This window comes from Paenarthrobacter sp. NPDC089714 (assembly GCF_044748905.1).
GTDB lineage: Bacteria > Actinomycetota > Actinomycetes > Actinomycetales > Micrococcaceae > Arthrobacter.
Genome location: NZ_JBIVGX010000019.1, coordinates 1 through 26,505 on the forward strand (window position 1 = coordinate 1; position 26,505 = coordinate 26,505).

The following is a 26,505-nucleotide window of genomic DNA, read 5'->3' on the forward strand; positions in this document are numbered from 1 at the left end:
GACGAGACCCTCCTGAACCTCACCACCACCCTCAGCACCCTCGCCGGCGCCATCAACCACACCACCCACGACCGCGCCCCCGCCACCACCTAAACAACTCCTTCAACCAGCACCGCAGGGCGGCCCACGACAGCTTGCCCCAGCGAAGAGGAAGACACATGACAACCACGACCAACACAACTCATGCACCCGTGCGAAACTCCTACGGCGACGGCGCCGTTGAAGTCCTCGGCCTGCCAATCGACTTGGACGGACGAACAGCCATCCAGCCCTTGACCGCAAGGGGAACGACCTACATGAACGTGGTGCTGTTCAAGGGAGCCACCCACGCCTTGCTCGCCGACACCGGCATGACCTCCCAGTTGCCAGAGATCACCAACTGGCTCGACAATGCCCTTCCCGCCGAACTGCCCCTGTCAGTGTTCCCGCTCAGGCTCACAGAGTTTGATTCCGTGTCGAACGTCGTCCCCCTCGTGGACCGATACAAGGCAGCACGGCTGTTCGCATCGCAGTATCAAGGCTTTTACTGGTTCGACTTCCGCGTCGAAGGATACGGCGATGACTGGTCCGTGAAGGCACAGTATGAGAAGGCTCCTTTCGCAGGGGAAATACCGCTCGGCTCCGATGGCACGCATGACCTGGAAATCTTCCAGCCGGACCTTGCCCTCCTCCAAACCCACTGGATTTTTGACCCGACCACGGGCACCCTGGCAACCTCGGACGCGTTCGGACACGTCAAGGACCTGGCCGTACGCACCGAAACCGGAATCTCCGCCGAAGAAAAGGAAGCAATCCGCCAGCAAATGGTCGGAAACCGGTTCTGGTGGCTCCCCGGAGCCCGGACCGAAGGCATTGCCGACGCTGTGAGGGCAGTGTTCGCAAACCGCGACGTTCAGCGGATCGTCCCCGCCCACGGAGCCATCCTCGAAGGCCGCGACGTGGTCCGCGAACACGTCGATCTCATCCTCGCCCTGCTTGAGGAGTTCGCCCAGGAAGACCCGGCATCTCCCCCAGCGACCGACCGGCCCCTGGCCGACCTGCCACGTCAGATTAACCCGACACCTGGAATCCCGGCCCCGTCCGAAGGCAAACTCCCACGCCAGCTTCAGTCCGGAGTGACCTGGCTCGGTGACTGCCTCGAGCAGCGTTACCAGGGCAAGTACTACCACGCTTACAACTCGGTCTACGTTGTCTCGGGTGCGGAACGGTCCCTGATCGTCGAGGGCGGATTCCCAGGGGATCTGGCAACCATCGAAAAACAACTCGATGAGCTGCTGGCCTCCGGAATCCCCCCGGTTGAGTACATCTTTGCCACGCACTCCGAAACACCGCACGCCAGCGGTGTCGGACGCTTCCTCAAGAAATTCCCTGACGCTGTAGCCATCGGGGGCGTGCATGACCTACACCAGGTCTTCCCCGAATACGCAGACCGCATCCACGTCCCCGGCACGGAGACCATCGACGTCGACCTCGGCGACCGGCGCTTCTACGCCCTGCCGCCGATCCTCCGGGACGTCGAAATGACCTACTGGGGTTTCGATTCCGGTTCCAACACGCTTTTCCCCGGCGACGGGTTCTCCTACAGCCACTACCACCAGGACGGCCACTGCGGCCTGGTGGCAGAAGAAGCCGGCTCCCTCGAAATCCCCGACATGACCGCACTCTTCGCCGAGCTCGCCCTGGCGTGGACCCGTTACACCGACCTGGAGCCCTACATCAAAGCCCTCGACCAGATGCTCAGTGATCTTGAGGTCACGCATGTCGCTCCCACACACGGACTACCGATCACCAACCTCTCACAGACCGTGCCGGAAGTGATCGACGGACTTCGCCTCGGAGCCAGCCTCTAGGAAAGATCCACCCGAGGTCCACCGCCCCGGAACCACCAGAGGAACGGTAGACCACCTAAAGGTGGTTTCACCCCACAAGCGGGAAACCACCTGTGCGCGCCGGCGCGTCCCCCTCAAACACGACGACGGGGGCCGGCCGTACAAGAGAGCGTGTGCGGGGCAGCCCCGCACACGCCTACTCCCCCATTTTGGTCCCGAGGTACGAGACCACACCATCTCACTCAAAGACGAGGAAACCATCGTGACACAGAGCGAACTCAACACAGTCGCACCACCGCGGGAAAGAACCGGTAAGTCCGCCAAACGTGCAACTCTCGCAGGCGCCATCGGCAACCTGCTCGAAGTCTATGACATCCTGATCTACGCCTACTCGGCCAAGACAATCGCCTCCCTGTTCTTCCCAGGCGATGCAACCGGAGCCCTCCTGCTGACCTTCGCCGTCTACGCCCTGGGCTACGGCGTCCGCCCCATCGGCGCGATCCTGTTCGGATACCTCGGTGACCGCATCGGACGTCGCCGCACCCTCGTGTGGTCGGTCATGATGATGGCCATCGGCACCGTGCTGATCGGCCTGCTGCCCACCTATGCTGTCATTGGCCTGGCAGCTCCCCTGCTCCTGATCCTGCTCCGCATCGTCCAAGGCATTTCCAGCGCCGGCGAAGTTTCCGGATCGGCCACGTTCATCGTTGAGCACGCCCCGGCCCACCGCCGCGGCCTGCTCGGCAGCTTCCAACAGGTCTCCTCCGCTGCCGGATTCCTGCTCGCCAGCGTCGTGATCCTCGTGCAGACCCTGGTCTTCTCATCGGCACAAATCACTGAGTGGGCATGGCGTATCCCGTTCCTCCTAGGCATCTTCACCGGCATCGTCGCCCTGTGGATCCGCATGGGAGTGCCGGAGAGCCCCGAATTCGAGAAGCTGAAGGAAGAGAACCACGTCCAGGAGAACCCGCTCAAGACCGTTGCCCGTTCCTCGAAGGGCGCAGTCCTGAAGGCCACCTGCTACATTGCCGTCTGGGTGCTCGGCCACCACCTGTTCCTGACCTATATCCCGACCTTCCTCACGGAAGTCGCCAAGATTCCCAAGGATCAGGCCCAACTTTCCAACGTCATCGGCATCATTGTCTTTGGTGCGCTGATCCCCCTCTTCGGTTCCCTCTCAGACCGCGTCGGACGGCGCCCGGTCCTCCTGACCGCCGTATCCGCATTCGCGATCGTCTCCGTACCGGTCATGATGGCCTTGGCCTCGGGCTCGCTCGTAGCCGTTTACCTCTGCCAGATCCTCATCGGTATCCTCTTGGCCGCGATCGTTGGTCCATCGCCGGCCGTCGTGGCAGAAATGTTCCCGACAAAAATCCGGTTCTCTGCGATGTCACTCGGCTGGAACATCTCCGCGATGCTCTTCGGCGGCGTCGCCCCGTTGATGGCCACCCTGGTCATCAGCTGGACCGGCATCCCGTGGAGCGTGGGCTTCATTGCCCTGATCTGCGCAATCCTTACGCTCGTCGTCGTCATCCGGATGCCCGAAACGGCAGGAAAGGCACTGTCCTAGCACGATCCCAATGACCGGCCCGGCGGAACTCACTGTTCCGTCGGGCCAGCGTCATTGCCAGAAACAACGGCGGAGGACTCTCTCCGAACGTGTTTCTGCAACATCAACAACCCGAAGGTCAGCCACCATGCTTCAAACAGCCATGCACTCCGCCGCTCCCACGGCTGCCACCCTCCTGGATCCCCGTATCGCCCGTTCCTGGCTTCTCGTGAACGCCATGAAGACGGAGCTTTTTGACGAATCCGCGGGCTCGCGTGCAGACGCCATCATCCTTGACATCGAAGACGCCGTTGACCCTTCCCAGAAGGACCAAGCCCGCGAAAACGTGGTGAACTGGCTCGCCAACGGCGGCCAGGCATGGGTACGCATCAACGACGCCACCAGCCCTTTCTGGGCCGACGACCTCGCAGGCCTGCGCGGCACCCCCGGCCTGCTCGGCGTGATGCTGGCCAAGACCGAATCCGCCGACCAGGTCACCGAGTCCTACCACCGCATGGACGGCAAGACCCCCGTGATCGCGCTGGTCGAGTCCGCCCTCGGCATCGAAGAGGCCAACCACATCGCCCGCGCACAGGGCGCGTTCCGCTTGGCGTTCGGTTCCGGCGACTTCCGCCGCGATACCGGCATGGCCGCCACCCCGGAAGCCATGGCCTACCCGCGTGCCAAGCTGGTTGTCGCCAGCCGCGTGGGTAACCTGCCGGGCCCCATCGATGGCCCCACCGTGGGCACCAACCACCCGATCCTGCGCGAGCAGACCGGCATCACCGTGACCATGGGCATGACCGGCAAGCTGTGCCTGGCCATCGATCAAGCCACGGTCATCAATGAAGTCATCAGCCCCACGCCGTCCGACGTCGCCTGGGCCACCGACTTCATGAACGACTTCGAAGCCAACGGCCGCGTGATCCGCGACGGCTCCGACCTCCCGCGCGTGGGCCGTGCCGAGAAAATCATGAAGCTGGCCATCGCCTTGGGCATTACGTCATGACAACGGAAGGAAACCCGATGGCCAATACCAGCCAGGCGCAAGGATCTATCGATCCCGAGAATTGGGAGATACTCAAAATCAACGACGTGGTTTCCGTCGTCAAGCCCGATGGCCATGTTTTCCCGGCAATCGTCGACAACAAAACCACGGACTCAGCGGTGATCTGGGTTCGTCGCCTGGATGTCGGCTCCCGGCACCTCTTCGAGAGTCGGGACGGAGTCAAAGTACGTCCTTTCAAAGGATCAGATACTGGCACATCGGCAGCGTCCCTTGGACGAAAGGCTCGACGATGACACCAACCGCCCGTGGGACCACTTTCGCTTACCCACGCTTCCTGACCCGTCTCAGGCGGCCGATCGCCCGGCTGGCGACGCTAATCCACGCGCCCAGCGAACCGACCTGTTGTCCCGCCTGTGGGCACAGCAAACCCGAGGCATCCTCGGCCCACTGGGTATGGCTGGCCGCGACGACGGGGATTCTGCCCAGTGTGTTCTCCTGCGAACACCAGTCCCGAGAGGGAACCTGCGAATGCAGAGATGAAAGCCACCTCAGATTTTGACGCAGAACGAGTACAGACCCAGCGCTATCTCAACGCGGAACTGTCTCAAAGATCCACCCCCGCTTTTGTCCACACGCATTCGAGCATCACAGGGAGACTTCATGGCATGGGACACGGAACGAACCAAGTCCCTCCTCCTCGCAGCAGCAGTATCCGAATTTTCAGCGCACGGACCAGCAGGCGCCCGCGTCGATCGAATCGCCGCAACGGCCGGCATCAACAAGGAACGCACCTATCAGTACTTCGGAAACAAAACCGCACTTTTCGACGCCGTCCTCCTCGAAGCAGTGCGCAGAGCCATAGACACAACTCCCATCCAGGGAACGGGGCCGAAAGCCGTCGCCGACTATGCCGGACGGCTCTACGACCATCACCAACGCGACAACACGCTTTCCCGGCTGTCCTTCTGGGAGGGACTCGAGCGCGGCTCCGACCTCGTCGGCTTCCCTCAACGAGCGGTGCACTTCTCGGAGAAAATCGACATCATCGTCGAAGCTCTTCCCAACATCACCCGGGAAAACGCCATCGACCTTCTGATCACCATCATTACGCTGTGCCGAACGGCAACAGTGCTTCCGGGCCTTCAGGCGCTGACAACCGAAAGCAACCCCGCCCGTCCCTCAAACAGACGAGCCGCCGTCGTCAAAACCGCCGAACTTCTGGCCTCAGCCATGACCTCATAACCAACCGTGGATGAGCTCGAATCTGCCCCGGATAAGGTCTCAGGTCGGTACGTCGTTACATGCCGGAAACATGTAATTGACGCCCCGGCAATGCACCGCGAGTTAACTGTTAGTTACTGTTGTTTCACGACATTACAAAGGAGTATTCATGTCCACCGAAATCAACTTCCGCTACCTGAGCGAACCCGACATGATCGAAGCCGGCGTCGGCGATCTGGTCCGCTGCACCGACGTCATGGAGGAAGCCCTTGTCCTGCTGCGCCAGGGCGATTACCGGATGGCCGGCGAGAACGGCAACTCCCACGGGGCCATGATCACGTTCCCCGCAGCCCCCGAGTTCGCGGGGATGCCCAAGGACGGCCCGGACCGCCGCTTCATGGCCATGCCCGCCTACCTTGGCGGCCGCTTCGGTACCTCCGGGGTGAAGTGGTACGGCTCCAACACGGAAAACCGGCAGAAGGGCCTCCCCCGCTCCATCCACGTGTTCGTCCTGAACGACAGCGACACCGGGGCCCCGCTGGCCATCATGAGCGCCAACCTCCTCAGCGCCTACCGCACCGGTGCCGTTCCCGGCGTCGGGGTCAAGCACCTTGCCAAGGCCGACGCGAAGGTCGCCGCCGTCGTCGGACCCGGCGTGATCGCCCGCTCCGTCCTCGCCACCACCCTGGCCCTTCGCCCCTCCATCGACACCCTCTACGTCAAAGGCCGCAGCGAAGGCAGCACCCAGGCCTTCGTTGACTGGGCCCAGGCCACCTTCCCGCAACTGACCAAGGTTGCCCCGGCTGCAAGCATCGAGGACGCGATCTCCGACGCCGACGTCGTCATGGCCACCACCTCCACCGACGCCGCCGGCAGCGAGGCCTTCCCCTACTTCCCCAAGCACGCCATCAAGCCCGGCGCCCTGCTGCTCCTGCCTGCCGCAGCACGCTTCGATGCCGACTTCCTCCAAGGCGACGCCCGCCTGGTCATCGACGCCGAAGGCCTCTACCAGGCCTGGCTCGAAGAATACGGCCCCACCGCCTACCAAATCCTCGGCATCCCCGGATCCCACTGGTTCGGACTCCTCGAAGAAGGCAAAATCCCCGCCTCCAAGATCGAAGAAATCGCCGACATCGCCACCGGCAAGCTCCCCGCCCGCCGCGACGACGAAGAAATCATCCTCTACTCCGTCGGCGGCATGCCCATCGAAGACGTCGCCTGGGCCACCGAGCTCTACCGCACAGCAGATGAGAAGAACATCGGCACCGTCCTGAACCTCTGGGAAACCCCCGCCCTCGCATAACCCCTCAAGACCTGCGTTGGGGGCGGCAGTCACCCGCCCCCAACGCACTCCACTGATACAGGCTCAAGATCAGACAGCACCGATTGCGACCCAGGGAACTCAATTTTTGGGATGTTCGGCACCGAATGCCGCAGGTACCCCTTCTAACCAGTAGGAGATGTCTCTGTGAACGGGTATTCCGCGAAACGGGATATCCGTTCAGACGCGCAGATCAAGGTCGCCCGTTTCGGCAGCAAATGTTTCCTGTGGGATCGGACCGCCGCCCCGGGAGGGCCGTGAGCTCTTTCGACAATAGCTTCATACCCGTTCCGACGGAACCTGCCAGTTGAATGCGGGCCCTGGGTCGGGTGGTATTCGAGCCACAGAGGACTCTATGCCCGGGCGGCGGTGAGAGCGTAGTCTCGAGCACACACCTAAGAAGCTTCAAATACACGGAATCTAACCGTGCCGTTTGGGGTGGCTGGAGGCAATGATGGTCGGGTGGAATGCTGACACGGCTGCCGGTTCGGTGGGAACGGGGGCGGTCACGCTCGTGGAGGGCTCGTCTTTCTGCATTTCGCAGATTAGTGGTGACATACACCCAGACTTTCCCCACGGCCTATTTCAGGAAGATACGCGGATTGTCTCGTTGTGGACTTTAGCGGTCAATGGGCAGCAGCTGGAGGCACTCGCTGCAGAGCTTGAGGAACCCTATCGAGCCCATTTCGCGGGGCGGGTGCCCCGGGCGGACGGTGTTGCCGACAGTTCACTGATCGTTGAACGCCTGCGCGAAGTTGGGCGCGGTCTGCTTGAGCAAATTGTCGTCAAAAACTATTCTTCACGTCCTGTCGAATGCGTTGTATCCGTCACGGTGGCCGCTGACTTTGCAGACCTCTTCGAGGTAAAGGAAGCCCGGGTCCAGCGCCCATGGCAGCAGACACGTCATATGAGCAGTGACACGCTCACCATCCGGGCGCTATGGGGCGGTCTCCAGAAAGGAATCGCCGTCAGGGCCCCCGGCGCTGAAATTACACCAGAAGCTCTGATCTACCGTTCGATCGTGCCGGCTCGAGGGCACTGGAGCGCAACACTGACCGTCTCACCAGTAATCAGTGCGGGCAGCCCAAGTGCTTCGTCATACGAACATCCCGATCCGAAGGAGACGGCTCCTCGGAACAAACGTTGGAAAGAATGGGTAGACAAGATCCCGGTCGTTCAGGTCGGCAATCGCGCCATTGAGCGCACACTCCGCCGAAGCTACGACGATCTCGGGTCACTTCGTGTCGAGGATCCAGATCACCCCGAACGGGTCGTGGTCGCCGCCGGGGCTCCTTGGTTCATGGCCCTATTCGGGCGCGACTCCCTCATGGCCTCCATTATGGCCATGGCTGTAGATCCGTCCTTGGCTCTCGGCACGGTCCAGACGTTGGCGGATCGCCAGGGCAAGACAGTGGACCCTGCAACGGAGGAGGAGCCAGGAAAAATCTTGCACGAAGTCCGCTTCGATGTCTCAACTTCGCTTGCGTTGGGCGGAAAATCCGCGTACTACGGGTCCATCGACGCAACCCCACTGTTTGTGATTGTGCTCGGTGAGGTCAGCCGGTGGGGTTTCGCTTCCGAGACGATCAACGCCTTGCTGCCGCACGCAGACAGGGCTCTGGATTGGATCCGTGACTTCGGCGACAAGGACGGGGATGGTTTTGTCGAGTACGAGCGTCTCAATGATCGGGGCCTGATCAACCAAGGCTGGAAAGACTCATGGGACGGAATCAGTTTCGCGGACGGAAGACTTGCAGAGGCGCCCATCGCGTTATGCGAAGTTCAGGGCTACGTTTATGGCGCGTATATGGCCCGGGCCTGGATGGCGCAGGCTAACGGCGACACGGATTACGCGGCCGATTTGCAGGACCGAGCGCTGAAATTGAAAAAACGGTTTAATGAACGCTTTTGGCTTCCCGAGCGCGGCTACTATGCGGTCGCCCTTGACCGTGACAAGCGGCCAGTTGACGCATGCACGTCGAACATCGGTCATTGCCTCTGGAATGGCATCGTGGAGCAAGAGAAGGCCGGGCTCGTGGCCGCCCGCCTCATGTCACCGGAGATGTTCAGTGGGTGGGGGGTTCGCACTCTGGCCACAGATATGGGCGCCTACAATCCTGCCAGCTATCACAATGGTTCGGTGTGGCCCCACGACAACGCCATCGTCCAGGCCGGCCTGCTCCGATATGGTTTTGTCGAGCCGGCACAACGAATCTCAACGGCACTTCTAGACGCGGCGGATTTTTCGGGTGGCAGATTGCCGGAGCTATTCTGTGGATTTCCCCGCGGGGAATTTGCGGCCCCGGTCCCGTACCCGACCGCTTGCTCACCCCAGGCGTGGGCGGCCACGACACCCATCTATCTCGTAACAAACCTCATGCGCTACAACCCGCACGTTTCCATGGGTGGGTTGTGGATCGACCCGGTACTCCCCGCGTCCTATGGCAGCCTCCGCATTGAGAATGCCCCCATGGCTGGGAGTCGCATCACGATCGAGATCTCAGGTGCCAACGCAACCATAGAAGGCCTCCCTCAGGAGTTGACGCTGCACCACGGAACCAGGCCCTGGATGGCCGAGCTGGTAGAACAGTCGCTCGGAACTCGACGCACCAAAGGGCCTCCCCCGAACAGGCCATTCTAGACAGTGCAGCAGGTCATGCACGTGAATGGCGTTCAGAGGCGTCGATGACGCTGACGAATTCTCGCTCAGGGTGTTCTCCGGGACCCGGACCGGTCCCGACATCTGGGGCAATGAACTGCCATCTGCCGCAGGAACGACCAACGGAATTAGTCACAGTTCGGCAAACCGCGTCGTATGAAATTCGGCCGTTACACATCAGCGGGTGCTTCGTTGTTGGTGGATTGGAAAGTAATGATCATCGTCAGACGGTCCTCGTGACCGATCCGGCGAGTGGTATGGCCGTAGCCACTGACGTCTTCGGCAAGGAGTATGTCGCCGGGGACCATGCGCCGGGTATCGCCCAGAGAGGTTTCGACCTCGCACTCGCCGGCGAGGATGATGACGAACTGTGGCCTTGGCGCGTTGTGGCGGGTTCGGTCGTCGGCCTCCTCGACGACGTGCCGGAACACGGCGGTGTCCACGGCCATGAGGTCACCGTAGATCGCTCGAAGATTTGATTCGGGAGTTCCGCGCACTTCGCCGTCGACTCTGACATCCTCGAAATAGGAATGGCCGTCGGAGCCGGTGTAGATGCGGATGTAGGCCACCGGCATCTCGCTAGGGGAATGAGGGGTGCAGAGTTGGGTGCTCATAGACGGTGAGTTCGGTCTTTCTTCGTCGAATGGGAACTTTAGGGCGTCGGATAAGTCATACCGGCATCGATGTCGAAGGCCAGGAACGGACCAGGCCGGTATTCATGGTCCGCTGATACGCAATGCCAAGGAAAACAGACAAAGAATCAGATCAGTGGGCGCCCCTGTTAGGGGTGTGCCGCCATGGAACTAGACAGGGGCGCCACGCTGACCGGTCCTGGACCGCGTCGTCAGGCTTGGCAGGCAGTTGGGAGATATCCCCACGGAGTGCCGGATTGCGAGAAGCTTGGAAAACCGAGCGAATTTGGCTGCAGCGGCCGCGACCGTCCAGGTTCAGCGCAGCCTGGGCTCGCGCCCGTGGACGCCCGCTGTACAGGATTGCCCGCCACCGAGGAACTGTCGCCAGCGTATGCGGTGGCGATGCCGTAGAACCGCCCAGCGCCTTGGCTAGCTGCGCTCTAAGCCGCAGTCCAGGAATTGCCCAGCCGCACGACCACTACCCCGAGCCGCGATGGTGTTCCACATACTCACCGAAAGAGCATGTCAGCTCTGCCGGGGCTGCGGTAACTTGACGGCTCCCTCGCGGCAGGGCGGGCGTTCGATCGCGGCCTGGAGCGCTGACTTTGTAACCGGAGCCTCATGCTGGTCAGGCTGCCATACCGGTGCCTGATATCAGAGCGCCGGGTGCGCGCTGTTCCCTGATTCGCTGTCGTAACGGCCGTCAACTGCTGCCACGTACCTGTCCAAAGATTTGCGTACAGCTTCTTCCGCATTGGATTCGATCTTCATGTCGAAGAAGTGCCCGTAAATCGTTTCGTAATGGAAGCCGTCCAGCGTCCCAACTACGGCCTTGGCTCCTGCTGGGGACAGCGGAATGAACGTCGGGTACGAACGCATGAAGGTGAGGTACTGGTTATCCGGGGTGATGTACATCATGTCGGCGCTGCACACGATGCCCTTTCCCTCTGCGCCCTCGGCCCAATGCAGCATTGTTCCACCTGAGAAGTGTCCTCCGGCGCGGATAAGCGTCACACCGGGGACGAGCTCGTGCGTATCACCTTCCCAGTAGTTGATTGCCGGTGATTCGCGCCGCACGTACTCACGGTCGGCCGCGTGCAGGTAGATCGGGACATCTCCAAATGCCTTGCTCCATTCGACCATCGTTGTGTAGAAGTGTGGATGGGAGATCGCCATCATCTGGACGCCACCCAAGGCCTTGATCATCATGACGGTGGTTTCATCAATGTATGGGGTCAGGTCCCACAGGATGTTGCCGTGCGGCGTTTGCAGCAAGATGGCCCGCTGCCCGATGCCGAACTTTGGCTCTGTTCCGACGCCGATTACGCGGGGTTCGTGCTGGCGCAAAACAGTGAATCGGGTGTGATGAGCCTTCTCAAGTGTGGTCCATTGCTGGCCGCTGCCGGGAACGAACTGGCGCTCCTCCTGGCAGCCCAGGCATGCCGCCGGGGGCTGTTCGCTGGGCGGGTATTGTGCACCGCACGCCACACATACAAATGCTTCCATTAGAGTTCTCTTTCTTGCTGTTGGGCTATGGTACTAAGTCACTTCACCGCTGCTCGGCGGTCTGCGAACTCCTCAAGCGCAGCGACTGCCTCCGCAAGCGATACGACGTCGCCGTACTTGGCAGCGATATCGAACAGGTTGGCCTCATGAGGATCGTTGTGGCGGTCGCCCACGCAGTCACGGACCACGATCGGGCGGAAGCCGTGCTGCATCGCATCGACCGCTGATGCACGGATACAGCCGCTCGTGGTGCAACCAGCCAAAAGGACGGTGTCCACTCCCATGCTGTGGAGCGTAGAAGCCAGCGACGTACCGAAGAACGCACTTGGATAATGTTTGGTGAATACCAGTTCGCCTTCGGCAGGGACGGCCTCATCACAGAACTCGGAAAGCGGGTTGCCGGGTACAAGCAGTTTCACGATGGGTGCCTTCTTCGCCCACATTCCTGCGTCGGCGAAGTCTGGATCGCGGAACAGAATATTGGTGTGGGTGACCGGAGCCCCTGCTCGACGGGCGGCAGAAAGAAGTTCGGGGGCGCGGCGGACAGCCTCTACGACGCCTGGCGCATAAAGCGGGGATTCTTCGGTCGTGTAACCCTTTACAAAGTCGATCACGACGAGTGCCGGGTTCTGTCCGAATCCAAGGTGTCCGTCCCACACACCCTGGTAGTTGCTGTCTCTTGACTGACTCATACTTTTCCTCCTTGAGCAACGATGCCCAAGTGCTGCGTGTTTGCTTGGGCAATCTCTTGTATCGATTATCGAAGCGTCAAACGCATGAATCCAATACATTATTTGCATAGTTTCAATGAGGAAACGAGATTGTTGTGCGAGTCCATGTTTACCCTCGCGGTGCGGCTGCCGTCGGTTCTCTCGGTTCAAGACTTGTGCGACGATCGTGATGATTGACCGCGCTTGCATGATGAAAGGAAATAGATGGAACTCCGCCAACTGCGGTATATCATCGCCGTCGCTGATCACCGCAGCTTCACGAAAGCAGCTGCCGCGTGTTTCGTTGTTCAATCCGCCCTAAGCCATCAGATCAAGACAGTGGAACAGGAACTCGGCGAAGCCCTCTTCGCGAGAACCAGCCGTCGCGTAGAACTAACTCAGGCCGGCGAGGTCTTCCTGCCGGCAGCTAGAGAGGCCGTGGCCGCTGCCGACCGGGCCATGGAGTCGATCGCGGCCCAGCGCGGGCACATTACAGGAACACTCGCACTCGGGGTCAACGCTACGCTCACCGCCGTTGACGTGCCGGTCCTGCTTCGTTCCTTCCGGTCGCGGCACCCCGGAGTAAGCGTTCGCCTGGTTGCGGGCAACAGTGGCGAGCTAATGGAACGTACACAGAATGGTGAGCTGGACGTTACATTCCTTGCGTTGGCCACCCCCCAAGCGCCTGTCGGCCTCGAACACCAAATGCTGGTGAGCGAGCCACTGGTGGTGACATTGTGGGATGGCCATCCGCTGGCTGATCGGGCCAGCCTCCGCGTGGAAGATCTCAAAGAGGAGATCTTCGTGGACTTTCCTCCGCATACAACCGGTAGAGCGCAAGCGGATGCGGCATTCGCCAAGGTCTCCACACCGCGGAGCGTTGCGTTCGAAATCTCTGACATTGCCCTGCTCGAACAGCTAATCGAACAGGAGCTGGCCATTGCGTTGATCGCGAAGTCTGTGGCCACTCGGTTGAAAAACTTGAAAGCCGTGCCCTTGGTGGATGCCCCGAGCCGTAACCAGTACATCGCCTGGGGCACGTTCAACCCCAAACCCGCTACGTTCGCCTTCGTCACCGAAGCGGTGCGGATAACCCGCAGCTGATCGCCTGGCGTGACACGGTCGCCAACTAGGATCGCGGTCCGTGGCTACGAGAGTGAGTCCGCCGAAGGTGATTCGGGGATCTGTGGAACAGGCTAGGCCCCAACTCCTGCCGCAGACACCTGGTTATGCTTCACAAATGACGGCCCTGTAAGCACGCCTTCTTCGCCCATGCCCCAACGGTCGGCTTGCGCTAAGAAGTCACCGTTCAGGATTAGGGGATGGTCACAACCCATCCATCGTTTCTTCTCATCCAAAAAATGATTTTTATGCATTGGATTCATGAGCGGGCTCCTCTGATACTGGAATGACGACAGATCGCGCTGTAGCGCGGATCACAAATTTCCACGAAATGTGATCCGCCCGGTGTGGTGGCTGTGGTCGGGGGGACGACGACAACGCTGTCGTGTGAACCGGAAAGAAAGGTAGAAATCTATGGAACCCGTTCGAGTCGGGATCATCGGGGTCGGCAATGTGCTGGACCAGTATCTGGCCAGAGCCAGCATGCACGACGAAATCAGTGTCGACTTTCTCGCCGACCTGAACGTGGAAGCGGCGGGAAAGCAGGCCGCACAGTACGACATTCCGAAGTATGGCAGCGTCGAAGAGCTGCTCTCAATGCCAGAAATCGAAATGGTTGCGAACTTCACTCCGCCCGCCTTCCACGCGAGTGTGACTGCCCAGATTCTGCAAGCTGGGAAGCACGTCTTCACCGAGAAGCCGTTCGCGACCAGCCTCACTGAGGCCGAGGAATTGATAGATCTGGCCCGCGAAAAAGGGCTGAAGATCTCTTCTGCACCCGCCACCCTCCTGGGAGGTGGGATGCAGACGAGCCGCAAACTCGTCGACGACGGCTTCATCGGCCGTCCGCTCTCCGCCGTGGCGACCTTCACGTGTCGTGGTTTTGAGACCTGGCATCCGAACATCGACCCGTTCTACTCGCCTGGAGGCGGGCCACTGCTCGACCTCGGCCCGTACCTGGTCTCAAACCTGCTGAACATCTTCGGTCCAGCGAAGCGTGTCTCAGGGGTGGTGAGTCGATCCTCGGAAACCCGGCCCCGGTACAAGGACGGCAAACGAGTCGGTGAGATCCAAGTGCAAGTACCGACCCATATCAGTGGCAATATCGAGTTCAAATCGGGCGCCGTGGCAACTCTCATCACGAGTTGGGACATCTGGAACGCCAGCCTTCCCTTCATGGAAATCTACGGAACCCAAGGTGTACTCAGCACTCCACACACCGCCTTCTACGCCGGAGAGCCAACGCTCCGACGGGGCGATCCACGCGATCTGACCAACGACTGGTACCCGCCACACGGCGGTGACTGGCGAACCATGCCGCTCACGCACCGGAATGACGTCGGCCGTGCCATCGGCCTGGCAGAGCTCGCGCATTCCATCCGCCACAGCGAAGACAGCCGTCTCGATATGGACTTTGCTTACCACTCCCTTGAGATCCTGCTGGCCCTTGAGAAATCTTCGGCGTCTGGCTCGTACGTTGAAATCGAAAGCACCTGTCGTCGTCCCGCGGCATTGCCGCCTGCCGGCGCCGACGACCCGATCCGTTTCGACTGATGTCCTGCGGCTCCGCCCGCACGAACGCGCTCATCGCCAAATCGCGGAACGACGCTCCTGGCAAGCTCGCGCTGAAGCACTGGAGACAACGGCGGCGGAACCAGCATCCAACCCCGCTAAGAGCAACTCATGACGGAGAAGCAGGGCTAACTCAGCAAGCAGTAGCGAAAATCCGACAAGCTGCGCTGACTGTTGTTTGTTCCCACGATGCTCCTGGGAAACCCGGCGGCAGAGGCACAGGGAAACCAGTCTCAGCCCAATGACCGCCCATTCCTCGCCCGGTTAACCGGAGCGAACAGTCGGATGATACGGGGCCGTCCCTGACGAGTCCAAGACGCCGGTCAGTTCTCCGGACGGGTACGCCTGCCGATGACCCTCATCGGAGCCGGAGATACCCGGAACTGTACGAATCCATACGAAACCACCACAAGATCGACGGCGCCTGCTGGCACGTGAGAGTTCGTCAATGGCGACCAACAAACCTGCTCACATCGCTGCCGGTCGAGGAAAACCCATGTATCGGTCCGCGACCGAACCAGGCCCCGGCCACCCGCCGGGCCAGCCTCGACAGAAAGGACACAAAGCCATGTTTCATGAATCGCACGTTTACCCAGGAGGCTTCCAGTGACGGGCACGGCCACGACCTCACCGCGATCCGCCAAGAGGTTCCTGGTCAAGCTCACGGCGGTTGCGACATTGGGTGGCTTCCTGTTCGGCTACGACGCCGGCGTCATCTCAGGTGCGCTTCTCTATCTCCAAGAGGACCTGCAGATGACAGCTCTCCAAGAGGGGGTTGTCGTCAGTTGTCTCTTGTTCGGGGCCATGTTCGGAGCACTCGGGGGCGGCAAGGTCGCCGACGCAATCGGTCGACGGTGGGCACTGATTCTCTGCGCCGCAACGCTCTCAATCGGCGCGCTCGGTAGCGCATTTGCCCCGAGCTATGAACTCCTAGTAGTAGCGCGCGTCCTCCTCGGTCTCGGAGTCGGCGGGGCATCCGTAACGGTGCCCGTTCTGCTCGCCGAGCTGGCACCGGCGGAGCGTCGCGGCAGGATCGTTACGATCAACGAGCTCATGATCGTCACAGGACAGTTCATGGCCTTTGTCATGAACTCATTGATTGACCAGCTGATCCAGGACACGCACGCCTGGCGCTGGATGCTCGGCGTCGCCGTAGTCCCAGCAGTTGCCATGCTGGCCGGTATGTCCGTGCTCCCGGATTCACCCCGATGGTATGCACTCAAGGGCAGACTCAGTGACGCCCGACGAGTGCTCGAGATGAGCCGGACTCAAGCCGAGGCAGAGTCGGAGTACAACATCGTTGTCGAGCACGCAGAAAAGAAGGTTGAGCGCGGCGCGGCACTGCACGAGCTGCGCAAGTTCCCCTGGATGCGACGGCTACTGTGGATCGGGATGGGAATTGCCATTGCCTCCCAGCTGACTGGTGTCAACACAATCTTCTACTTCGCGCCGACGATCCTAGCGTCGACAGGGGTGGGCTCCAGCGCAGCGCTTGCGTTGTCCATCGCTGTGGGTGCTGTCTCCATCGTAAGTACTTTGTTTGGGATATGGCTGCTCGGGCGCTACAACAACCGACCGCTCCTGCTGACCGGGTACTACGGGATCGCCATCTCACTTGCGACAATCGCGCTGGTATTCCTGCTCCCGGACTCACTATTCCGTACCTTCGCCGTTCTGGGCGGGATGATCCTCTTCATGTTCTTTATGCAATGCTTCGTCGGGATCGGGACATGGCTGTTGCTGTCGGAACTGTTCCCGATGGCCATCCGCGGTTTCGCTATGGGTGTGTCCGTCTTCTGCTTGTGGACAACAAACACAATCCTTTCGTTCTCCTTCCCAATGTTGAACGCTACCCTAGGCGGAACCGGAGTCTTCGGCATTCTTGCGGTCATCAACCTCATCACAACGGTGTTGATCATCAGATTCCTACCCGAGACCAAGGGGCGCACCCTCGAGCAGTTTGAGGAGGAGTACGCCGAACGCCACGGCGGCGAGCCCTCGATCCTGCCCAGCGTGTCTTCAAACCACCCCTCATGACTGAATGAGTTGCACGGCAGCCACCGTAGATCGAAACCACCCGACGTCCTAACGCGGGTCGAGAAGCTGCACCAGGACACGGATGGCTTCGGTGACGGGTGGACCTAATACCGCTACGTGCCGTCAATTAGACCAAGAGGTAGTAGATGCCGTCATGTAGGCGGCACAACCCGCTGGCTAGCCGCTAAGTAGTTACTTGCCCGTAACACGACCAGGACCCCGGAGTGCGCCAGGACCGGGGTCCTGGCGCACTCCGCTTTCGGGGTCGAGCTCCGTCCTTGACGCTGGCAAGAATTGCGCCGACCGTCTTACCGCGCCGACAGGTACAAAATCCTTATCGATCCCTGTCTACATGAACTCACTCCGAACCAAGCCCACGGCACAAAGGAGACAAGCGCATGGCCTTCCAACCCGTGACCACTGTTAAAGGCACGGCGGTGCCGCTACGACGCACTAACGTCGACACCGACCAGATCATCCCCGCCGCCTACATGAAACGCATTACCCGCACAGGATTCGAAGACGGGCTCTTCGCCAGCTGGCGCCGCGACCCAGAGTTCGTACTCAACCGCCCGGAACACGAAGGCGCGAACATCCTGATCGCAGGCCCGGACTTCGGGACCGGCTCCTCACGCGAGCACGCAGTCTGGGCTTTGATGGACTACGGATTCCGGGCCGTCATCTCACCCCGCTTCGCGGACATCTTCCGCGGAAACGCAGCTAAATCGGGCCTCTTGGCGATCCAACTCACTGAACCGGAGGTCGAGCAATTGTGGCAGACGGTCGAATCCGGTCCAACAAACCCGCTATCCGTTGATCTTGAAACCCAAACAGTCACTGCAGGCGATCTGGTTCAAACCTTCAAAATTGATGCCGACACCAGAAGAAGACTACTCAACGGCCTCGACGACATCGACCTCACGCTGCAACACCAGGACCTGATCACCGCTTTCGAACAACAAAGACCCAGATGGCTACCACGCACAACTCTGACGTAGATGGTGTCCTGCGGCGGCTGGACTCAACACGAAACACGGAGTGCAGCGCCGCCTCCCGGCCAAATCTAATCTCGCCCAGATTAACTCAGCTACAAGAAAATAAACCCACCTACTTGAACGCCAGGCTCGGGGGTTATCTAAACCGGACGTCGGTATCTTCTGACATGGTAGGAGCAGGACTGTGAGCGGCACTTCGTTGTTCGTCCCAGCGCCTGACCAGACGTCGCCAGATGGCGACGTCTGGTCAGGCGACCGGGAGGCTGCGTCGAGTCCAGATTTCTTGGATATCTCGAATGGTTCCTGGGCCTCACCGCGCGATCACCATCTTTCAGATTGTCAAGATGGGATTTGATAGCCGCAGGAGTCGCTGTCAGGCGAGTCTGAATTGCGGACTCCTGACGACGGAGAACGGAACGCTTTGTGGCCGACGCTTCTATCAGATCGGCGATCTCGGCCACACCCACTGGTGATATTGGTTGGGGGAAGGCCAAGGTGTATTAGGGCCCGAAAAGAGTCTCACCAAGCTGTGTCACTGGTGATTCTTCGGGTGCGACGGCTGCAGTTGGCGTTCAAGCGCATGCGCCCCGATTGGATTCGAGTCAATCGGGGCTCTTGCCAGGTCGCTAGCTGCGTTAGTTGCTGAGGACTATAAGTTTTTGTTCGAGCAGTTCGGCGATGGCGTACTTGACGCCTTCGCGTCCCTGGCCACTGTCTTTGACTCCGCCGTAGGGCATGGAGTCGGACCGGAAGGAGGGGGTGATGTTGACCATGACTGTTCCGGCTTCTGCTTGTCGGGCGAACTTAAGTGCGGCGTCGACGTTGCGGGTGAAGATGCCGGTGTTCAGTCCGTAGCGTGAGGAGTTGAGTTGGGCGAGGCCCTCCTCGAGGTTTTTGATTGTTTGGATGATGACCACGGGGCCGAACACTTCTTCATAGACCACTTTCGCGTCGGTGGGGACGTTGGCCAGCACGGTGGGGCGGATGACGGTGCCGTCGAGGGTGCCGCCGGAGACGATGGTGGCGCCGCGCTCGGTGGCTTCGTCGATCCAGGACATGACCCGCTCTCGCGCGTCTTTGCTGACCAGAGGGCCTACGGTGGTTTGGGGGTCGCGGGTGTCACCGGCGACGAGTGCGTCTACAGCGGTTTTCAGCTTCGCGGTGAAGTCTTCGGCGATGTCTTCGTGGACGTACACCCGCTGCACTGAGACGCAGGCCTGTCCGGAGAAGGCGAATCCGCCGGTGACGACGGCGTCGACGGCCCGGTCGAGGTCTGCATCCTCGGCCACGATCAGGCCGGTGTTGGAGCCGAGTTCAAGGACATGGCGCTTGGATGGTGAGGATGCTTTGAGCTTCCACCCCACGCCGGCTGAGCCGGTGAAGGTAATGACAGCGACGCTGGGGTTTTCAGTCCATGCTTTTGAGATGATCCGTGGGTCACCGGTGACGAGGTTGAACCAGCCAGCGGTCAGGCCTGCGTCTTCGAGGACATGTGCGAGGAAGCCGGCGGTCAGTGGGGTGCGTTCTGATGGTTTGAGGACCACTGCGCAGCCTGCGGCGAGGGCTGGGCCGACTTTGTGGGCGACGAGGTTCAGGGGGAAGTTGAAGGGTGTAATGGCCGCGACGACCCCCACCGGTTCGGCGACCGTGAACGCGAGTGGGTTGCGCCCGTTGACGGCGTCGAAGTTGACGGTCTCGGAGGGAAGTCGTGTGGCTTCCTCCGCCGCGAGCCGGAAGGTTGTGGCCGCGCGGAGAACTTCACCGCGGGCGGTGGTGATGGGCTTCCCGGCTTCGGCGCGGATGATCTCGGCAAATTCTTCGATCCGCTCGGTGATCAGTTCGCTGGTCCGCAAGAGAATCGTGGCCCGTTCCTGCGCTTGGAGGGGTTGTTGCAGGGCGGAGCTGGCGGCGTCGACGGCGTCGTGGGCTTGGGTTTCGGAGGCGCGGGCTGTGGTGCCGACGAGGGTGTCGTCGTAGGGGTCACGCACTTCGGTGGTTCCTTCACCGAGCCCGTTGACCCACTGTCCGTTGATGTAGAGAAGCTGGCTATGCATTGTTTGGCTCCAAACTGCGGGCGTTAAGGGGGGCGTTGCAGCGGTCGAGGACCGCTTGGGTGAATTCCTCGGTGGTGGCTGTTCCTCCGAGGTCGCCGGTGCGGATGCCGGCCGCGAGGGTAGTTTCGAAGGCCTTTTCCAGGTGCCGTGCGGCTGCGGGTTGGCCGAGGTGGTCGAGCATCATGACGGCGGCCCACATTTGGCCGACTGGGTTGGCGATGCCCTTCCCGGCAATGTCCGGTGCTGACCCGTGGACGGGCTCGAACATGGAGGGGTGAATCTTTTCAGGGTTCAGGTTGGCGCTGGGGGCGATGCCGATGGACCCGGCCGCGCCTGCAGCGAGGTCGGAGAGGATGTCGCCGAACAGGTTGGAGGCGACGACGACGTCGACGCTTTGGGGTTTGAGGACCATGCGTGCTGCTAGGGCGTCGATAAGGACTTTCTCGACTTTCACGCCAGGGTATTCGGCTGCGGTTGTTTCGACGATTTCGTCCCAGAAAGGCATGGTGTGGATGATGCCGTTGGACTTGGTCGCTGATACCAAGGCGCCGGTGCGTTGTTGGGCCAGGTTTGCTGCGTAGTGGGCCACACGGGTTACCCCTGTCCGGGTAAAGACTGATTCCTGGACTGCCATTTCTTCGGCTCTGCCGCGGTAGAGCCGTCCGCCGGCTTCGGAGTACTCGCCTTCGATGTTTTCCCGGACGACGACCAGATCTAGTTCATTCAGATCCCGTAGCGGGGACGTGACCCCGGGGAGGATCCTGATCGGGCGCAGGTTGATGTACTGGAAGAACTCGCGGCGGATGGGGATCAGCAGTCCCCAGAGAGTAACTTCGTCGGCGATGTCGGGAGCCCCGACGGCGCCGAGGAAAATGCCGTCTCCGCTTGAGAGCCGTTCGATGCCGTCCACGGGCATCATGCGGTTGTGTTCGCGGTAGTAGTCCGAGCCCCAGGGACGTTCCCGCCACGTAATGGTGAAGCCGTGCTGGGCCGCTACGGCATCCACACACCGGATTGCTGCAGGCATGACCTCTTGGCCGATGCCGTCACCTGCGATGACGTCGATGGTGTAGCGGTTTGGGATCATTTTGTTGCCTCCGCGGCATTGTGTGTGCTGTGCAGGCTGCTGCCTTCTGGGATGATGAAAATCTTGTCCGCGGCGCCGTCGCGTTGTGCCTGAAAGGCTTCCGCAGCTTGGTCCAGACCGAACGTCGCAGTATGCAGCTGCGGAAGAGGGAGCCTGTCCAAGAGGGCAACGGCCCGGCGGTGGGTGAACGGGTTGATGGCTGTTCCCAAGAGGGTCAGTTCCTTGGCATAGACTTCCTGCGGGTGGATCGTCGCGGTGGCTTCGGGTGCTGCGACGCCGAAGAACAGGACCGTTCCTTTGCGGGCGGCGACCCTGATGGCGGTCTCGATGACCCGTGGTGAGCCGGCAGCATCGATCTGGTAGGTCACGCCGTACCCGCCGGTGAGTTCCATTAGCCTGTCGGTGAATGAGAGGTCGTTTGGGTCAAGGACCACGTCCGCTCCGGCGCGCAGGGCGAGTTCGCGGCGTTCGGCGCGGGGGTCGATCCCGATGATGGGGGAAAGCCCGCGAAGTTTTGCCAGGCCGATGAGGATGGTGCCGGCGGGGCCGCAGCCGTGGATCGCGATCGGCAGCCCCGAGTCCGGGTTGAGCCTGTCGAAGGCGTGCACGCTGCAGGCGATGGGCTCGGTCATTGCCCCGTAAATCGGGCTGATGCCGTCGGGGATGGTGTAGGCCAGTCGCGCGGGGATGACGACCAGGTCGGCCATGCCGCCGTTCAGGTGCACGCCGTAGGCCTTCTTGTCGACGCACATGTGTTCCTGGCCGATTTGGCAGTAGAGGCAGGAACGGCAGTATTCGTGCGGTTCGCAAGTGATCAGTTCCCCGATCCTGGAGGCCGGGACGCCGTCACCGACGGCAGTGATCCTTCCGGAGAATTCATGGCCGAGCACTACGGGGGCTGCGGCGAAGTAGTGGCCGTCGAGGATGTGCGTGTCGGTAGCGCACATGCCGGCGGCCTCGATGGCCACCAGCACTTCCCCCGGTCCGGGTTCGGGGTCGGGCAGGTGATCGACGCGTAGATCGTCGATGCCGTGGAAACGTATTGCTTTCAAGATGTCCTCCAGACAGCGTTGTCAGGGATTGTGGTGAATGCCGAGGCCTGGGCAGGGTTCAGGTATCGGGCCGTGGCATTGAGAGGGACTATAGAGATGGTGACGTGATGGTCCTGGAGCTTTTGAGCGTCCTCCTCCGTGATCTTCTCGTCAACGATGATCTGGTCAATCTGGTCCAGACCGCAGACCCTGACCATGGCCGTGGAGGCGAACTTGCTCGAATCCGCGACAAGGATGACACGGTCGGAGACCTCAATGAGGGCCCGTTTGGTGATCGCGTCGAAGTCATTGGCGCAGAAGATTCCCCGTTCACCGATGCCACTGGCAGCCAGATAGAGCGTTGGGATCATCAGCTGTGAGATGGCTTCCAAGGTCTGTGTCCCAGCGAAGGAGAGCGTATCGTGGTGCAGATCGCCTCCCAGGCAGAGGACCTGTGCGGCCCTGTTGTGCATGACCTCGGCGATGGCCGGGGCTGAGTGGGTGACCATGGTGTAGGGCTGGGTTGCCGGGAGTGCACGGGCCACTTCCAGGAGGGTGGTTCCTGCATCCAAACCGAAGGTCTCGCCTGGGCCGATGTGCCGGGCGGCCCATCGGCCCAGTGCTTGTTTTGCCTCAGCCATCAGTGGTCCGCGGACTTCATAGTCACCGCTTCCTTCCAGGGCGCTGGGAGGAAGCACGCTGACTCCGCCATGGACGATGCGCACCAGGCCTTTGTCGGCCATGCGCTGGGTATCGCGTCGCACGGTCATATCCGAAACACCGAGAGCTTTGACCAGCTCGGTGGTTGAGCAAAACCCTTGCTCTTCCACCAAGGCCAGTATCCGCTCTCGGCGATCCGGGGCTGAACCGTAGCGAAGCCCGGTCATCAGGCCGCGGTTTCCTTGATACGCGTCAACCGTGCAGCACCTTCGGTTTTCAGGAACGAGGCGGTGTCGGGGGCCGCGAAGGAATCGGCCCACACTGCGCGGCCCGCGAGGAATCCGCTGGCGCCGCCGTCCTTGCAGGCACGCACGGCGGCGGGGAAATCGTCTGCGTGCACGCCGGAGGAGAGAACCACCCAGGGGCAGTCCAGCGCTTCGGTGATCTTGCTGCTGAAGGCGGTGATGTTACCGAGATCGCCGCGTCCGTAGGAGGGCACTTCGGCCTTGTACAGGTCAGGATTGACCACGGACAGGTCGGCCGCGGCTTGGACGATTGCCTCGTCGCGTCGCTGGTCGGACCATTCGGCGATGTCTTCGGGACGGACCACCCCCTCGACGATGCCCGGCACTCCGGCGGCGCGGCAAAGCTCCATGAAGGACGCGGCCAAGTCCACTGCCTTCTGACGGTTTTCGGGAAGCCAGGGCACCAGCATCTTCAGCGCCGCGGCGTTGACTTCGTGGATCATGTCAACGGTCAGGGCAGCATCGAGGGACGCGTCCGTGACGGGACCGCCCGGTTCCTGGTGCAGGATGTCTGCGGAAAGGATCAGCGGGGCTGCTGATGCGGCGGCCGCGGGCAGCCCGTACTGACGGTCCAGCAGCACGGCCGAAGCCAGCGGAGTCAACGCCACCGAGGCGGCGGTCTTGAAGTTGACGAGGTCCTGGTCAGTGACGGCCTTGCCGCTTGCTGCAGCCATCATGGTGCGCAGGGACTCGCGCTGGTCAATGGCAAGCATCGAGAAGGATCCGGTTTCGTCCTTGAGTGCATTCAGGCTTGCGGTAGTGGGGGTAGTGCTCATGCGATAGCTCCTTCGCTGTGGGTGGTGAACTCTGTGGAGGCCAGTGCCTCGTCCAATTCGGTAAGGGTGGGGATGGCGCTGCGGCCGTCCAGGCCCCGGCAGGAGATGGCGGCGCAAGTGCTGGCCATGCGCACGGCATCGTGCAGGGGACGCCCCTGCACTACCCCTGCCAGCAGCGCTCCGTGGAAGACATCGCCTGCGCCCAGCGTGCTCGCCGCATGCACGGGATAGGCAGGGATGTGACGGGGGCTTCCGTTGGTGAAGATGTATGATCCGTTGGCGCCGTCGGTGGCGACAATCTGCCCGGCACCGGCCGCTGTGGCTGCGTGTCCAGCTGCCTCCAGGGAGCCTGGGAACCGCTGGGACAGGACCGCGACCGTGGGCGCGTACAGGTCAATGCCTTCGGCGGAAAAGCCTGGAACGGGGTTGCCGTCATCGACGCTGAGTTTGTAGTTGCGGGGACCGGTTCCGAGCGACTGGTAGCCGGCTTGGTCGACGTGGACCCACTCGAAGCCGTCCGGCACCGACGGGATCACGACAGCCGGTTTCGTCACGATCACCCGCGTGGCATCATTCTCGCAGACCAGGATCAAGCTCTGCGCTGTCTCCAGTCCTTCCCTGCGCTCAATGAACCGGGTGCCAACACCTTCGACGCGGAGCTGCTCGATCACCAGGTCACCGGCAGCGTCCCGGCCGACGACAGCACTCAACTCAACGCGAACTCCCAACCTGGCCATGGCAACTGCTGCCGTGGCAGCAGGGCCTCCACCCGCGGTCAATATCCGGCTGGCTTCAATCCGACCATCAGGTTCCGGTAAACGCGTGACCACGGCGATCGTGTCCAGGGCAGCGGTGCCCACACAGACGACGGCGGTACTCGTTCTCACAACCATCAGACCTCCTCATCCAAATGTTGTTTTTTCTACATCCGGTTCGACAGTAGCACTGAAGTTTGTTTTTAAACAACCACTTATTTGTGAAGTTTGTTGACTCTCTAACATTTATCGCTATCGTTGTTACATCCGAGTGTTACTTAGGACACTCCCCAGCACGGACAGCACCGAGGATGATTAACGGTGCGAGGTCAAGGAGGACTTCATGCTCAGCAGCGTGTATAAAAAGGCGACCCTTCGCCTGTTGCCACTTCTGGTGGTGATCTACCTTTTCGCATACATCGACCGGTCGGTCGTCGGATTCGCCAAGCTTCAGATGGAAGCCGACGTCGGAATCAGCGCGGCCGTGTACGGCCTGGGCGCCGGTCTCTTCTTCGTCGCCTACACACTGTTTGAAGTTCCGAGTAACCTCATCTTGCTCAAGGCCGGTCCCAGGATCTGGTTCGCCAGGATCATGATCACCTGGGGCATCATCACCATGCTCATGGCCATGACCAACGGACCGGTCACCTTCTATGTCCTTCGCTTCCTCTTGGGGGCGGCGGAGGCCGGCTTCTACCCAGGCATCCTGTTCCTCATCACGCAATGGTTCCCGGCGACCAAGCGAGCACGCATCGTGGGTTTGTTCCTGCTGGCCAACCCGATTGCACTGGCCATTGGCGGGCCCCTGTCCGGTGGCCTGCTCGCCCTCGACGGGGTGTCAGGCCTGGCGGGCTGGCAGTGGTTGTTCATCGTCGTCGGCGCCCCACCTGTGTTGTTGGCATTCGCCGTCCTGAAGTGGTTGCCCAACAACCCCGGCGAAGCCAAATGGCTCACACAGCAGGAAAAGGACATGATCGCCGAAGATCTGCACCGCGAAGACCTCTCCGTCGGTGCCAAGACTGTCGCCCATCCGCTGCACGCACTGAAGAACCCGAAGGTCCTGACCCTCGCGGCCTTCTTCCTCACCTATCCCCTGACCGGGTATGGGCTATCCCTCTGGTTGCCGACCATCATTAAGAATTTCGGAGTCAGCAACGTCGTCACCGGATGGCTCTCCACCCTCCCATGGATCGCAGCGACCATCGCGTTGCTGCTCATCCCCCGCCGCGCCGAACGCCGCAACAGCCCGTTCGCGCACATCGCCTGGACCCTCGCCCTGGCAGCGGTGGCACTGGCGGCCAGCGCCGTCCTGCAGCAACCGTGGATGCAGCTCGTTGCCCTGTGCGTTGCAGCCTTCGCGATTTTCGCCGGCCAGCCCATCTTCTGGTCCTTGCCCTCCCGGGTCCTCACCGGCGGCGGCGCCGCGGCCGGGCTCGCTTTCGTCAACTCGGTCGGAAGCATCGGCGGTTTCGTCGGCCCCTACGGTGTCGGCGCAGTTACCGATGCCACCGGCAGTCCGCAATCCGGGCTGTTCTTCCTGGTCATCTTCGCCATCTACGGTCTACTGATGCTCATCCCTGTCCGCCGCCTCATCATCACCCAAAGCCGGGAGGCACAACCGGCCGCGACAGAAACGGCCATGCACAACAGCCCAGCCGGCTCAGGCCAGTAACTG

The 26,505-nt window shown here is 61.2% G+C and carries 22 protein-coding genes; 12 read left to right on the forward strand and 10 right to left on the reverse strand.

Translation table 11 applies throughout. The annotated features are described in order from the left end of the window. The first annotated feature begins 158 nt into the window (after positions 1 to 158). The 7 genes from ACIPY3_RS21260 (at position 159) to ACIPY3_RS21290 (ending at position 9,570) form a co-directional block, all read left to right on the forward strand. Positions 159 to 1,850, forward strand: coding sequence for an MBL fold metallo-hydrolase (locus tag ACIPY3_RS21260; RefSeq protein WP_400337192.1), 1,692 nt, complete (start codon positions 159 to 161; stop codon positions 1,848 to 1,850). Between the two features lie 241 nt (positions 1,851 to 2,091). Further along, a complete protein-coding gene (locus ACIPY3_RS21265) occupies positions 2,092 to 3,399 on the forward strand; it encodes an MFS transporter (RefSeq protein WP_400337194.1) in 1,308 nt (435 codons plus the stop codon). 127 nt (positions 3,400 to 3,526) lie between these two features. After that, positions 3,527 to 4,387 (forward strand): HpcH/HpaI aldolase/citrate lyase family protein, encoded by an 861-nt coding sequence (locus ACIPY3_RS21270; protein WP_400337196.1) that lies wholly within the window; start codon positions 3,527 to 3,529, stop codon positions 4,385 to 4,387. A 17-nt stretch (positions 4,388 to 4,404) separates the two neighbouring features. Continuing rightward, a complete protein-coding gene (locus ACIPY3_RS21275) occupies positions 4,405 to 4,680 on the forward strand; it encodes a hypothetical protein (protein WP_400337198.1) in 276 nt (91 codons plus the stop codon). A gap of 367 nt (positions 4,681 to 5,047) precedes the next feature. Next, a complete protein-coding gene (locus tag ACIPY3_RS21280) occupies positions 5,048 to 5,629 on the forward strand; it encodes a TetR/AcrR family transcriptional regulator (RefSeq protein ID WP_400337199.1) in 582 nt (193 codons plus the stop codon). Between the two features lie 148 nt (positions 5,630 to 5,777). After that, the gene (locus ACIPY3_RS21285) at positions 5,778 to 6,911 is read left to right on the forward strand and encodes a tyramine oxidase subunit B (RefSeq protein WP_400337200.1); all 1,134 of its coding nucleotides are present in this window, start codon (positions 5,778 to 5,780) and stop codon (positions 6,909 to 6,911) included. A 472-nt stretch (positions 6,912 to 7,383) separates the two neighbouring features. Then, positions 7,384 to 9,570, forward strand: a complete 2,187-nt coding sequence (locus ACIPY3_RS21290; protein WP_400337276.1) for a glycogen debranching N-terminal domain-containing protein — start codon at positions 7,384 to 7,386, stop codon at positions 9,568 to 9,570. A gap of 188 nt (positions 9,571 to 9,758) precedes the next feature. On the opposite strand, the gene ACIPY3_RS21295 is transcribed toward ACIPY3_RS21290, so the two are convergent. The 3 genes from ACIPY3_RS21295 to ACIPY3_RS21305 form a co-directional block, all read right to left on the reverse strand. Next, positions 9,759 to 10,163 (reverse strand): hypothetical protein, encoded by a 405-nt coding sequence (locus tag ACIPY3_RS21295; protein ID WP_400337202.1) that lies wholly within the window; start codon positions 10,161 to 10,163, stop codon positions 9,759 to 9,761. 711 nt (positions 10,164 to 10,874) lie between these two features. Next, positions 10,875 to 11,726, reverse strand: coding sequence for a hypothetical protein (locus tag ACIPY3_RS21300; protein ID WP_400337203.1), 852 nt, complete (start codon positions 11,724 to 11,726; stop codon positions 10,875 to 10,877). Positions 11,727 to 11,764: 38 nt separating this feature from the next. After that, a complete protein-coding gene (locus ACIPY3_RS21305; protein ID WP_400337205.1) occupies positions 11,765 to 12,418 on the reverse strand; it encodes an N-carbamoylsarcosine amidohydrolase in 654 nt (217 codons plus the stop codon). 243 nt (positions 12,419 to 12,661) lie between these two features. Here ACIPY3_RS21305 and ACIPY3_RS21310 point away from each other — a divergent pair, with 243 nt between their 5' ends. Beyond that, positions 12,662 to 13,540 (forward strand): LysR family transcriptional regulator, encoded by an 879-nt coding sequence (locus ACIPY3_RS21310; RefSeq protein WP_400337207.1) that lies wholly within the window; start codon positions 12,662 to 12,664, stop codon positions 13,538 to 13,540. Positions 13,541 to 13,632: 92 nt separating this feature from the next. On the opposite strand, the gene ACIPY3_RS21315 is transcribed toward ACIPY3_RS21310, so the two are convergent. Continuing rightward, positions 13,633 to 13,821 (reverse strand): hypothetical protein, encoded by a 189-nt coding sequence (locus ACIPY3_RS21315; RefSeq protein ID WP_400337208.1) that lies wholly within the window; start codon positions 13,819 to 13,821, stop codon positions 13,633 to 13,635. A 151-nt stretch (positions 13,822 to 13,972) separates the two neighbouring features. Between ACIPY3_RS21315 and ACIPY3_RS21320 the strand changes: the two genes are divergently transcribed. From ACIPY3_RS21320 to leuD, 3 genes are all read left to right on the forward strand, one after another. Next, on the forward strand, positions 13,973 to 15,112 hold the full coding sequence (locus tag ACIPY3_RS21320) for a Gfo/Idh/MocA family protein (protein ID WP_400337209.1): 1,140 nt from the start codon (positions 13,973 to 13,975) through the stop codon (positions 15,110 to 15,112). Between the two features lie 624 nt (positions 15,113 to 15,736). Continuing rightward, positions 15,737 to 17,167, forward strand: coding sequence for a sugar porter family MFS transporter (locus tag ACIPY3_RS21325; protein WP_400337211.1), 1,431 nt, complete (start codon positions 15,737 to 15,739; stop codon positions 17,165 to 17,167). Positions 17,168 to 17,565: 398 nt separating this feature from the next. Then, on the forward strand, positions 17,566 to 18,165 hold the full coding sequence (gene leuD, locus ACIPY3_RS21330; RefSeq protein WP_400337213.1) for a 3-isopropylmalate dehydratase small subunit: 600 nt from the start codon (positions 17,566 to 17,568) through the stop codon (positions 18,163 to 18,165). A 632-nt stretch (positions 18,166 to 18,797) separates the two neighbouring features. Here leuD and ACIPY3_RS21335 read toward each other — a convergent pair. Genes ACIPY3_RS21335 through ACIPY3_RS21360 form a run of 6 tightly spaced genes read right to left on the reverse strand, consistent with a single transcriptional unit; the run spans position 18,798 to position 24,968 of the window. Further along, on the reverse strand, positions 18,798 to 20,216 hold the full coding sequence (locus ACIPY3_RS21335; RefSeq protein WP_400337215.1) for an aldehyde dehydrogenase family protein: 1,419 nt from the start codon (positions 20,214 to 20,216) through the stop codon (positions 18,798 to 18,800). After that, positions 20,209 to 21,303, reverse strand: coding sequence for a tartrate dehydrogenase (locus ACIPY3_RS21340; protein WP_400337217.1), 1,095 nt, complete (start codon positions 21,301 to 21,303; stop codon positions 20,209 to 20,211). Before ACIPY3_RS21340 ends, ACIPY3_RS21335 begins: the two co-directional genes overlap by 8 nt. Next, complete coding sequence (locus ACIPY3_RS21345; RefSeq protein WP_400337219.1) at positions 21,300 to 22,355, reverse strand: alcohol dehydrogenase catalytic domain-containing protein; 1,056 nt, start codon at positions 22,353 to 22,355, stop codon at positions 21,300 to 21,302. The genes ACIPY3_RS21340 and ACIPY3_RS21345 overlap by 4 nt, the downstream gene beginning before the upstream one ends. After that, entirely contained in the window at positions 22,352 to 23,221 is an 870-nt protein-coding gene (locus tag ACIPY3_RS21350) for a DeoR/GlpR family DNA-binding transcription regulator (RefSeq protein WP_400337220.1), read from the reverse strand. Before ACIPY3_RS21350 ends, ACIPY3_RS21345 begins: the two co-directional genes overlap by 4 nt. Next, complete coding sequence (locus tag ACIPY3_RS21355; RefSeq protein WP_400337222.1) at positions 23,221 to 24,075, reverse strand: hypothetical protein; 855 nt, start codon at positions 24,073 to 24,075, stop codon at positions 23,221 to 23,223. Before ACIPY3_RS21355 ends, ACIPY3_RS21350 begins: the two co-directional genes overlap by 1 nt. Next, positions 24,072 to 24,968 (reverse strand): carbohydrate kinase family protein, encoded by an 897-nt coding sequence (locus tag ACIPY3_RS21360; protein ID WP_400337224.1) that lies wholly within the window; start codon positions 24,966 to 24,968, stop codon positions 24,072 to 24,074. Before ACIPY3_RS21360 ends, ACIPY3_RS21355 begins: the two co-directional genes overlap by 4 nt. Before the next feature lie 205 nt (positions 24,969 to 25,173). Between ACIPY3_RS21360 and ACIPY3_RS21365 the strand changes: the two genes are divergently transcribed. Continuing rightward, positions 25,174 to 26,502, forward strand: a complete 1,329-nt coding sequence (locus tag ACIPY3_RS21365) for an MFS transporter (RefSeq protein ID WP_400337226.1) — start codon at positions 25,174 to 25,176, stop codon at positions 26,500 to 26,502. The last annotated feature ends 3 nt before the right edge of the window (positions 26,503 to 26,505 follow it).